Annotated in this window: 8 protein-coding genes; 7 read left to right on the top strand and 1 reads right to left on the bottom strand. The window is 63.6% G+C overall.

Going from position 1 to position 11,534, the window contains the following annotated elements; genetic code table 11:
• The coding region (locus HHL27_RS21870; protein WP_206069790.1) for an ATP-binding protein at nt 1–2,109 on the top strand (2,109 nt) is incomplete at its 5' end.
• A gap of 177 nt (nt 2,110–2,286) precedes the next feature.
• On the opposite strand, the gene HHL27_RS22845 is transcribed toward HHL27_RS21870, so the two are convergent.
• On the bottom strand, nt 2,287–3,186 hold the full coding sequence (locus tag HHL27_RS22845; RefSeq protein ID WP_169495482.1) for a BrxR family helix-turn-helix transcriptional regulator: 900 nt from the start codon (nt 3,184–3,186) through the stop codon (nt 2,287–2,289).
• 143 nt (nt 3,187–3,329) lie between these two features.
• Here HHL27_RS22845 and HHL27_RS21860 point away from each other — a divergent pair, with 143 nt between their 5' ends.
• The 6 genes from HHL27_RS21860 (at nt 3,330) to HHL27_RS21835 (ending at nt 11,450) form a co-directional block, all read left to right on the top strand.
• The gene (locus HHL27_RS21860) at nt 3,330–4,844 is read left to right on the top strand and encodes an SAVED domain-containing protein (protein ID WP_169495481.1); all 1,515 of its coding nucleotides are present in this window, start codon (nt 3,330–3,332) and stop codon (nt 4,842–4,844) included.
• Nucleotides 4,845–4,853: 9 nt separating this feature from the next.
• On the top strand, nt 4,854–5,987 hold the full coding sequence (locus tag HHL27_RS21855) for an SMODS domain-containing nucleotidyltransferase (RefSeq protein WP_169495480.1): 1,134 nt from the start codon (nt 4,854–4,856) through the stop codon (nt 5,985–5,987).
• 3 nt (nt 5,988–5,990) lie between these two features.
• Nucleotides 5,991–7,778, top strand: a complete 1,788-nt coding sequence (locus tag HHL27_RS21850; protein WP_169495479.1) for a ThiF family adenylyltransferase — start codon at nt 5,991–5,993, stop codon at nt 7,776–7,778.
• Nucleotides 7,753–8,253 (top strand): Mov34/MPN/PAD-1 family protein, encoded by a 501-nt coding sequence (locus tag HHL27_RS21845; RefSeq protein ID WP_206069789.1) that lies wholly within the window; start codon nt 7,753–7,755, stop codon nt 8,251–8,253. The genes HHL27_RS21850 and HHL27_RS21845 overlap by 26 nt, the downstream gene beginning before the upstream one ends.
• A 290-nt stretch (nt 8,254–8,543) precedes the next feature.
• Nucleotides 8,544–10,532, top strand: a complete 1,989-nt coding sequence (locus HHL27_RS21840; RefSeq protein WP_169495477.1) for a ParB/RepB/Spo0J family partition protein — start codon at nt 8,544–8,546, stop codon at nt 10,530–10,532.
• A gap of 168 nt (nt 10,533–10,700) precedes the next feature.
• Nucleotides 10,701–11,450, top strand: a complete 750-nt coding sequence (locus HHL27_RS21835; RefSeq protein ID WP_169495476.1) for an ArdC family protein — start codon at nt 10,701–10,703, stop codon at nt 11,448–11,450.
• Nucleotides 11,451–11,534 lie beyond the last annotated feature (84 nt).

Here is an 11,534-nt window from a genome sequence, read left to right as displayed (position 1 = left end):
GACGTAGGAAAACAGTTCGCCCGATCGTTCGTCCGTCCCGCGCATCCATCGGCCTCGTTCATCGCGTCCTGCCTCGATGAATCATCTCATGGCCCGATAGCCAAGCCCTTTTTCAGCGGCCTGCTAAATACAGGTACGCCGACCAGTTTTCCCCGCCTCAACAGCTATGTTCTGATACCCAATGAGGCTGGCGCGACAGTGGCCTATGTCACTTGGATCGGCATCGAGCGTTCGCCATTTCCAAAACGCTCGGGGCTGAAGGACTTCGGCCTCATCGACCTGCCGTTCCCGCTGCGCAAAATGGCGCTCACTCCGATCGGCACGCTGACCGTGCGCCGCGACCGCCGCGCAGGAACCAGCGTTTACGACCTCAGCCGCGGCGTGGTCGCATTTCCCTCGGTTGGCGATCAGATCCTGATACCGACGCCCGAGCAGATCGCAGCGATCGTCGGTGCAAAGGACAAGGATCGCCGTGTCCGGATCGGCTCTTCGCCGCTTGCCGCAAACACCTCGATCATGGTCGATCCGGACAAGATTTTTGGGCGTCACGTCGCTGTGCTCGGTAATACTGGCAGCGGCAAGTCCTGCTCGGTTGCTGGTCTAATCCGATGGTCGCTCGACGCCGCGCAAACAGCGCTCACAAACCCGGCTCAAGGGCCGAACGCCCGGTTCATTATTCTCGACCCCAATGGAGAATACGCCAAAGCGTTCGCCGATCGCGCGGACAATGTCCGGCTGTTCCGCGTGCCACCCGTCGACGATCAGAAGGGTGAACGAGCACTGCGCCTGCCGGCCTGGCTCTGGAACGGCCATGAATGGACGGCGGTGTCGTTCGCCCGACCGGGCGCGCAGCGACCGCTGTTGCTCCAAGCCCTTCGTGACCTGAAAAGCGGCAATCTCGCCGGCGTGCCGGCGGCGGCGCTGGTTCGGCGGCACATCTATTCATACAGGTTGCTGGTCGATGCCTTGCTCGCGCGCGGACCGGCGGCGTTTGCGGGCGATGCCGGTTCACGACGCCAATGCGGCGACCTGATGGACAACATGGCGGCGGATTGCGACGCGATGAGCGCGCGGCTCGACGGAGACCCTGCGGCAACGCTCATCGATATTGCCGCGACCATTCGAGACGTCGCCAACAATCGGCGCGGAAACAACGGTTGGTTCAACAGCTTCGCCGTCGAGGAAATCGAATCCGTTCAGGCTGCCCTGCAATCATTTCTCGATCAGGTCGAGGATGCCTTGGCGGCCGCGCAAATCACCGAGGATGCACCGATCCCCTTCGACGTGCAGATGTTGCCGGATCACCTCGAGCGGATCGCCGCGACCGAAGGGGGCGGGCTTGCGGGCTTCATCAGCACGCTTGGCATGCGAATCCGGGGAATGATGGCAGATCCCCGGCTCGGGCAGGTTGTCGGCAGCGAACCGCAGATCAGCTTCGATACTTGGCTCGACGACCTGATCGGCAGCAACGCGTCAGCGAACGGTCAGGTGGCGATCATCGATCTTTCGCTCGTTCCCTCCGAGGTTATCCATATCGTTGTCGCCGTGCTCGGCCGACTGACCTTCGAGGCATTGCAGCGCTACAGACGGCTGCATCCGGACGGAAAGCCGCTGCCTACGACGCTGGTCTTGGAAGAGGCGCATAGCTTCGTTCGCCGCGGCGGGAACGATGATGGCGTTCCTGAGAACCCCGCGCAACTCTGCCGCGAGACGTTCGAAAAGATAGCGCGCGAAGGACGAAAGTTTGGCTTAGGCCTTATGCTATCCTCCCAGCGACCGTCCGAACTGTCACCGACCATCCTTGCCCAGTGCAACACCTTCTTGCTTCATCGGATCGTCAATGACCTTGACCAGGCGTTAGTCGCACGGCTTGTTCCGGACAATGTTGCGGGTCTGCTGAAGGAGCTTCCTAGCCTGCCATCGCGTCAGGCCGTGCTTCTCGGTTGGGCAACGCCGATCCCTCTGCTGGTTGAAATGGACGAACTGGCCGAGGAACATCGGCCGCAATCCTCAGACCCTGATTTCTGGGACGTGTGGACCGGGAAGAGTGCGCGCGTGATCGATTGGCGTACGCTCGTGCAAGACTGGACTGGCGAGCCGCCCATCTGACCCTAGGCGGGAATGTCGGCAAGTTCACTTGGCGATTAAGCGCGAATGCCTTTTCGAACCATCCGTTCCCATAGCGCACCAGTCTTTGACTGTCTCCGAGCAGCACGTGCGCTAGCCCAGCGTATGACCTCGTCGATAGCAGCCGACGGTATGAGGGCAGCGATATCCCAACGGCGTTTACCTCGACCGCAACATCCTCTCGGCGATCCTCCTTTTTCCCTCCTCCCTCGCGGCGGCGATGGCGGCATCGACCTCATCTATGTTCTCAATGCAGATCTGGACACGTGTGGCTGGCAAGTCCGGGAGATCCAGGTTCATCCGCTTGATGAAGTAGTACGCCATCGACAGCCTGACTTCGACCTCACGACGACCGTCATCCATGTCGTAGTCTCGCTGAATGGCCAGCCTCTGGTCTTCGGTTAGGCCTGGGTGTGGACGCAGGTGTAGTTTGATCCGCGTTCCCCATTCGATGTCATCCTCGGGATCGTACGAGGCTGCTTCGATCTCGCCGAACTGGCCGATCCGGCTGAGGACGAAGTCGCGAAAGTCGTGCCGGTCGCAGGACCAGGCCCGAAGATGCCATCGGTGCCCGTCGAACGCGAGCGCGTGCGGGGCGATCTGACGCCAGCGGATGTTGGTCAGCGACCGGTACTCGACATTGATCGCCGATCGCGTGCGGATCGCCTGCAGGATTACCCGGAGGCAGTCGGGATCGACATGCCTGACGAGATCGGGTGCCATGTCGATAGCTGGAAGGGACTTGAACCAGACTTCGCGCCGCGGCAGCGCAGCGGAGAGGAGCGCGCGCAGCTGCAGCAGCAGACGATCGGCGGACGGCGCCAAGAACTGCGGAACGAGACGGCGAGTGGGGACGAACGCCTTCTCCGTGGCGTCGTACGCGATGTTGTCTCCCGCCATCTCGCGATAACGCTTGAGATCGACCGATGCCTGCGGGGTGGAGATCTCAAATTGCGTCTCGAGGTCGCTTCGGTTGAGCTGCCCCTCCCAGAAGAGCTTCCATTCGATGAACTCAAACCGCCGGTTCTGCGTCCACGGACGCTTCGGATCGTCGTTCACAATTTTACCCCTCTAGCCTCTTGACCCATATAGAAGCGAGACCCATCTAGTTTCAAGTCGGGTTACAAAGACCCATCCGAGTCGCCGCGTCAAGATGCGGACGTCAATCGGGGGCTGCGGCATGACCAGGGAAGGAAACGACGATGGCCGACGCCGTGATACCCCGGTGGCATGGGGACGACTACCAATCTCGTTTCTTCTGGCTGCACGCGGCCGCGTTGCGCGATCCGCAGCGCCCGGACGTCGTCGAGGTCACTTTCGAGGCGAAAGAGCCCAAGGCGTTCGACGACGTCGTCGTGCGATACGACCCCGGCCGACCGAGCTCCGGTCCCTATCGCATCACGGTCGACTACCATCAGGTGAAGTGGCACTCCGACCACAGCGGCCACTTCGGATATGAGCGGCTCATCGATCCTGATTTCGTCGGCGGCAAAACCTTCTCGATCCTCCAGCGTCTGGCACAGGCCAAGGCCAATCCCAACGTCCCGAAGGAGGCGGCGTTCACGCTGGTGACGACCGACCAGATCACGCAGGGCGACGTGCTGGGCGAGCTCGTCTCGCGCAACGACGGTAGACTGCGCATCCACAAGCTGTTCGACGGCACCAAGACGGACAGCAGCCGAATGGGCCAGGTGCGCAAGCTCTGGCGGGAGCACATGAAGTTCGACAGCGATGACAAGCTGAAGGAGCTGCTCACCGACTTCTTCATCAAGCCGAACAGCGACTCGCTCGAGGATCTTCGTGGTCGCGTCAGCGAGAAGTTCCGCCTCGTCGGTCTGTTGGGCGACGAGACATCCTCCACCTTCCGCTATGACCAGGCGGCCCGGAACCTGCTCGTCAGGAGCATCAACGGACTGACCCGCGACGCCTTCGACAGGCTGTGCCGGGAGGAGAATTGGCTGCAGCCGGACACTCCAGCCGGGCCCGATCGCATGAACGTGGCGATCCGCTCCTTCACGAAGGGCGTCACTGCGGCCGACATGCTGGAGGCGGCGCCGGAGAACACGCTCTCGCTTGTGCGGCACTTCAACCTGCGCCACCCGCGCGACGGCGTCACATGGGATGCCCTGCGGGACGAGGCGCTGCCCTTCCTCGAAGGCGTGCTTGAGCGCGGGAAGGTGCTGCGCCTCTTCCTCGACGCCCACAGCTCGCTCGCATTCCTCGCCGGCACCGTTTTCGGCTTCAAGTCGGGCGCGGATGTCGAGTTCCTCCAGAAGGGGCGCGCGACGAGCATCGTCTGGAATTCCGCCGACGGACGCGACGGCCCCGATCCGGTGGTCACCGAGGAGGTGATGGGCGATGGAAAGGACGTCGCGGTCTCCGTCGCCGTGACCCGTGACACGATCGCTGACGTCCGCAGCTACATCGCGGAAAACCTGCCTTCCGTCGGCCGCCTGCTCATGGTCGCGCCCGAGGGTGGGCCGGGGCCGCAATCGGTGGCTGGCGGCGCGCATGCCGCTAGGATCGCCGACGCCGTCGCCGGCGCGGTGGCCAAGGTTCGCCGCCCCGGCGGCACGACGCATCTGTTCGTCGCCGCGCCCAACGCCTTTTCCTTCCTCCTCGGCCAGCACGCGGATTCCATGGGGATGTGCGCGCCATACGAGTTCGACTTCGGGGGCCGTGTCGATGGCCTCTACCGCCCAACCTTCACCATCTGAGGCAGCATCATGGAGCTTCGTCCGCAGTTCGATCAGTTCCTTCGCGACATCCGCCCGAGCGAGCGGCACAAAGAGGAGTGGAAGATGGGATCCCGAACGCTGCGGGCCCGTCTCATGGCCGATCCCGATCTGTCGCCGCTGATCGTGTCGTCGTTCCTCCAGGGAAGCGTCCGCCGGTCGACGGCCGTGCGCCCCACCGGGGGCAAGCGGTCAGACGTCGACGTGGTGATCGTCACCACCATCGACCACAATGCCGAGAAGCCAGCCGTGGCGATGAAGCGCTTCGTTCCCTTCCTCAACCAGCACTACGCCGGGAAGTGGGTTCAGCAGGACCGTTCCTTCGGCATCGAGCTGTCCTACGTCGATCTCGACCTTGTCGTCACGGCGCTTCCAGCCGACGCCAGCGACCGCGAAAAGCTGCTGGCCATCTACCGGTCGCAGGCGGTCGAGACCACCGCTTCGCTCGAGGAGCGGTCCGACTGGAACCTCAGCAAGAGCTGGAACCCCGATAGCGCCGTCACCGCGTTCATGGCGAACGACGCCATGCCTGAGGCCGACTGGAAGCCGCATCCGCTCATGCTGCCGGATCGCACGGTCAAGGACTGGGGGCCGACCCACCCGCTGGCGCAGATCAAGTGGACGGCAGACAAGAACCGGGCCTGCAACGGCTACTACATCAACGTCGTGCGTGCCATGAAGTGGTGGCGCCACGAGCATGTCGACAGCCTGCCCAAGTACCCCAAGGGCTATCCGCTGGAGCACATGATCGGCTATGTCCTGCCCGACGGCATCGAAAGCGTCGCGGAAGGCGTAACGCTCGCCTTCGAGGGCATCCGGGACCAGTTCCGCATGTATGCGCAGGCCAAGGTGGTCCCCTTCCTTCCTGATCACGGCGTGCCGACCCACGACGTGCTCAAGCGCCTCGATGCGGCGGACTTCGTCGCTTTCCATACGGCCGCCTCCGCTGCCGCTGGCAAAGCGCGCCGTGCGCTGGACTCGCAGGACGCAGCGGAGAGCGGCGAGATCTGGCAGGGCCTGTTCGGCAAGTGCTTCCCGCTGCCCGGTCCGCAGGGCGGAGACAGGGCGCGCGGCTTCACGTCTCCCGCGATCGCCGCGCAGCCTAAGACCAACCGCTTCGCCTGACGGATGACGGTCCCCGAACCGCTGGCGTCGGCGCTGGCGACCATACCTGCCGACCCGCGCTTCGAGCTCGTCGACGGCTGGACGGATCGCGGCGGCGGGGTGTGGTCGTTCCGGTTCCGCGCGGCGCTGTCGGTGCCGGCGAGCGAGCATATCGACGAATGGTCGGGGTGGCATCTCGTCGCTTCGCCATGCGGCGTCGGGTTCGAGATCGATGTCTTTCCCGATGTCGAGGAAGGCATAAAGGCGACGTTTCCGCATCAGAGTTACAACGCCCACCCGCCGGAAGGCGTAGCTTGGCGTACAGGCAACCCCTGCCTCGAGCGACCGACTGCGACATTCCGCCGCGAAGGCTGGAGCGGCGAGCCCGCCGACCTGGATCGACGGATCGACTGGTACATCGGCCGGCTGCTGACGTGGATCGACGCGGCTGCGTCTGACCGGCTCGTCGAGGAAGGCGACCCGATCGAACTGCCCGTCCTGCCGTCCACCATTGCAGCCGTGACGATCGGTTTCTGGGAAGACCGCGCCGGGCTGGAGTGGTGGAGGAGCGCCGCCGTGCCTTGGGGCTTCGCGTCGCTGGCCAACGTGCCCGGTTCCATCGGAACGGCTGCGATCGCCGACTTCATGGATCCCAGCCGTGCCAGCATCAGGCGTCCGAGCTGGGGGCCAGGGTTGCCGGTCACGCCCGGTCAGGTCGACGCCGTGTGGTTCGTGATGCCCATTCTGGTGATTGGTGCGCCGTGGCGCCTGCCGGCCACCTGGGAGCAGTTGACCGGATTCTGTTCCGAGGTGTCGGTCGATCTGCCCGGAATCCTCGCTCAGGCCGGAGCGCAGCTGCGTCATATCGAACGGCCCGGCCGGCGGATCCCATCGACGCTTCTCATGGGCTTCCCGATGGCGGAGACGAAGGGTGCGGATCCAGAGAGGATGCACTGGCTGGCGATCGGGAACATGCGGACGGCCCGCAGGGACGACGTGCGCCGCGGCTTCTCCGATCGCGCCGATGCCCGACGCCAGTGGGATCGGGCGCTGGCGGCGGACAAGCGGCCGCTGGATTACGTCAAGACGGCGAACTGGGCGCCCGACCAGATCCGGAGGCGCGGCGCGGCGGAGGACGAGCTGCGGGGCAAGTCGGTCCTGATGATCGGAGGCGGCGCGCTTGGGAGCGCGGTGGCGGAGAACCTGGTGCGCATGGGCGTCACCCGGATGGGGATCGTCGATGCGGACGTCTTGAACCTTGGCAACCTCAGCCGCCACACGCTTTCGATGCGTGAATTGGGGCACGGCAAGGCGAAGGCGCTTGCGGCGGCGCTCAACCGGATGATGCCTGACGCTAACGTCGAGGACGTCACGATTGCATTTCCGCCGGCCAAGGCGGCCGAGCGCAAACGGCTCGAGGGCTGGGACGTGATCGTTGACTGCACCGCGGAAGATGCGGTCCTGCGGGCGATGGCCGACTATCCCTGGGACGGCGTGAAGATGTTCGTCAGCCTGTCCATGACATGGCGCGCGAAAGGACTAGTCGCCTACGCCGACGAGCAGGCGTCCTTCCCGGCGACCGATGCAATGGAGCGCTTCCTCGCCGCATCAGCAAGGCCCGAGGAGGAGGCGCTAGACCTCATGGAGGGTATTGGGTGCTGGCACCCCGTTTTCCCCGCTTCCGCCGACGACGTTCGGCTCTGGGCCGCGATCGGGACCAAGTTCATCCGCCGCGCAGTGGTTGAGCGTGGTCGCCTGTGCGAGCATTTCGTCCAGGACGACTATGGTGCGATCGAACGCCATGTGGCCTGACGCCATGGAGTTCCGGAATTTTGCTTCGGGCTATGGCGTATGGCTGTCCAGCACAGCGATCGACACGATCCTCGCAACTGCGGCACAGGCGGGGAGGTGCGAGACAGGTGGCATCTTGATCGGTCGCTACGATGCCGAAGGATGGGTGGCCGAGGTCATTGAGGCCACTTCAAAGCCGCGTGGATCGCGGGCGGGATGGTGGTGGTTCAGGCGCGGCACCTCCGGCCTGCGCGAGTTACTGGCTGCGCGCTGGGCGGACGGATACCATTATCTTGGCGAATGGCATTATCACCCGAATGGCTCGCCTGCGCCCAGCGGCACCGACATTGTCTCGATGCGCGAGATATCAGTCGATCCTGCGTATCAATGTCCGGAGCCGATCCTAGTAATTATTGGAGGCCGACCGCCTCAACAGTGGAAGCTGTCGGTGTCGGTGGTCCGGCGCGAAACTTTGGTGAGCCTTTCGCATGCTTGAATTTCGCGATCTTCGTCACTGGGCGTACGAACCTGAAGCAAAGCTCCTAAAATTGGAAAGAATAAGTTTGGCGAAAAACTCATGAAATTTGAAGCGTAGCTTCTTTATAAGATTATCTGTATATTGTTAAATAATCGAAGTAAGTTTTGTTCGAGTCATAGTGATTCACCATTGTCCGTGTCTATCGTGAGATATACTGCGAACGCACAAGAGGGGAGTGAGCTTTGCCCTGATTGAGCCATTTGGGCGTCGATGGTCGATGCACCGGGCTCACATCAGGAGTGTAACCCATGATCAAGTCGATCCCGCTGAACAAGCTCGTTCAATCTCCCCGCAATGTCCGCCGTCACAGTGATCCGGCAGCAGATGTTGAGCTTAAGGCCAGCATCGCAGCCCATGGGCTGCTGCAAAACCTCATTGTCCGGCCTGCCGCAAAGGGCAAGTTCGAGGTCGAAGCCGGCGAACGTCGCCGCCGCGCGATGCTGGCGCTGGCGGATGAAAAGCTCCTCGCCCGCGATCACGAAGTCACGTGCCTCGTGCTCGAAGACAGCGCCGAAGCCGCGGTCGAGACCAGTCTCGCGGAGAACTTCCACCGCCTGGCCATGAACCCCGCCGATGAAGCACAGGCCTTTGCCGCGCTCGTGGCAGGCGGTGCGACAGTTGAAGATGTTGCCAGACGTTTCGGCCTGGCGGTTCGTTTCGTCGAGGGGCGCCTGCGTCTCGCGAAGCTTGCGCCCGTCGTGTTCGAGGCACTGGCCTCCGGCCAGATCACCCTCGACATCGCCAAGGCCTTCGGTGCGACTTCGGACCAGGAAATCCAGACCCGCGTCTTCGAGCAGGTTTCATCGGCCTACTATGCGCCCAATCCCGACAGCATTCGGCGAATGGTCCTCTCCGGGACCGTCCGGGGCAGCGATCCCCGTGCCCGGCTTGTTGGCCGAGACGCCTACATCGCTGCCGGCGGCCGGATCGAACGCGAACTGTTCGATGACGATGACAGCGAATCCTGGGCCGATGTCGCCTTGCTCGAGAGCCTCGCGGCGGCGAAGATGGAAGAACAGGCGAAGGCGCTCGCAGCCGAGCAGGGTCTCGCCTGGGTCAAGCCCACGCTCGATCCCTATGCCAGCCATGATCTGGTCGAAGGGCTGGTCAGGCTTCCTGCCGAACCGGCGCCGCTCACTGAGGCGGAACTGGCGAGGCTCGACGAACTCGATGCCTCCTATGACGAGCATGCCGCGATCCTCGAGGACGAGGATAGTGCCGGGGAAGCCGTGGCGGCGGCCGAAGCGGCTATCGAGGCCATCGAACGCGAGTGTCAGGAAATCCGCGCACGGCCGCCCGTCATCGCGGCCGCACTCAAGGCCGAGGCAGGGATGGTGCTGGTGCTCTCGCGCGATGGCACGCCGGTTCTCCAGCCGGTGTTCTACGGCGAGCGTCAGGCTGAACCCGCCAAGGCCGACGATGGGATCGAAGTCGTTGCTGGCGAGGAAGGTTCGGACAAGCGCCGGACGACCTTATCCAAGCGCCTGGTCGACGAGCTCGCCATGCAGCGCCGCGACGTCCTGGCGCTGCATGTTGCCTCTGATCCGGGGCTTGCGCTCGACGTCATGGTCTTCACGCTGGCTGATGCTGATACGCATGACTGGCGGGCACGGGCCGCAACCACACTGCGTGCACCCCTACCGGCAGGGCCGATCATCGGCTTCGAAGCCAAAGATGCTCCGGCCAGCAGCGCGCTTGCCGAGCTCAGGTCCGGTCTCGACGAAAGCTGGCGCGCTGGCGAAGATGCGACTTGCCGCTTCGACCTGTTCCGCGCGCTCTCCGATGACAGCCGCGCCGCTTGGCTGGGCTATGTCGTTGCCCGGTCTCTCGAGGCGAGCCTCAACATGGCGGGCGAGCGTCAGCTGCCGTTCCAGGATCATCTCGGCCGCCTGATCGGCATCGACATGGCGCAGTGGTGGCGACCGACTGCGGCCAACTACTTCGACCGGGTGTCGAAGCAGGTGATCCTCGACGCCCTGACCGACGTCGGCGGTCTTGAGCTTTCCTCGCGCTTTGCGTCGGTCAAGAAGGGTGATCTCGCGATGAGTGCCGAGCGTGTCTTCGCCGGCACCTACATCACCGAAGTCGAAGTACGCGAGAAGGCTCTGGCCTGGGTGCCCGAGGTCATGCGCTTCGCTGCAGCTGGGCAGGATGCTGGCGAACCCGGGATCGACGCCACTGCAGCTGATCCCGCTGTCGATACCGACGATCAGTCCCCCCGCGAGCTGGCCGCCTGACCTCCTCCTGACAGGCAAGGCCACTCGCACCTCGAGAAGCGGTCCTTCGGCTTACGCTGGAGGGCCGCTTCCTTTTTTGGAAGGAGAGCAGAGGGGGCTCGGGACCCTGTGGCACTGACCGGCGAAACCGTCGCCGACTGACCAGATGCCAAGATCAGGAGAACCATCATGGCCTATCGCAAGGGACAGAGCAGCGGCTTGTCGCCCGCCACCCGCATCACACAGGAGATCATCGCGCGTCTGGAATCCGGCACGAAGCCGTGGATCAAGCCGTGGCGCGGCGTGCCCGTTTCGCGGCCCTTGCGGGCCTGCGGGATTCCGTACCGGGGCATGAATGTGTTCTGGCTATGGATGGTCGCCGACATGTGCGGTTATGCCTCATCGTTCTGGATGACGTATAACCAAGCCAAGTCGCTCGGCGCCCAGGTCCGCAAGGGCGAAAAGTCGACCATCGCGATCTTCTACAAGAGCTACACCAAGGAGGTGGAGGCTCCCGATACCGGCGAAAAAACCGACGAGGCCCGCCGGGTGCTGAAGGCCTATCCAGTGTTCAATGCCGATCAGGTCGAAGGCCTCCCCGAGCGCTTCCATCCGGCTGCAACGCTGGAATTGGTCGAGCCCGAAGGACGCGAGGCCGAGCTCGATGCCTTCTTCGCCGCCATCCCCGTCAATCTGCGTCATCAGGGCTGCGAGGCTTACTACGAACCGACTGCGGATCGCGTCACCATGCCGCCGACGAGCCTCTTCGAAGGCTTCGATCATTACTACGCCACGCTCGCCCACGAGCTGTCGCACTGGACCGGACATGCCAGCCGTCTGGGGCGTGATCTCAAGAACCGCTTTGGCACAGCGGCCTATGCCGCCGAGGAACTTGTCGCGTTATCTGGACAGTCTGCACCGTGCCTGACGCACCATTGAATGGTATGTTCTTGGCACAACGCAGGGGGTCATCAGGCCGGATGAAGCGCTATCCATAAGCTGGCGTAGTCCGGCCTGATGGCC

The organism is Novosphingobium olei (assembly GCF_012927405.1).
Classification (GTDB): domain Bacteria; phylum Pseudomonadota; class Alphaproteobacteria; order Sphingomonadales; family Sphingomonadaceae; genus Novosphingobium; species Novosphingobium olei.
The sequence above is the reverse complement of the archived record's forward strand: the minus strand, read 5'-3'. Positions and strand labels throughout refer to the sequence as shown.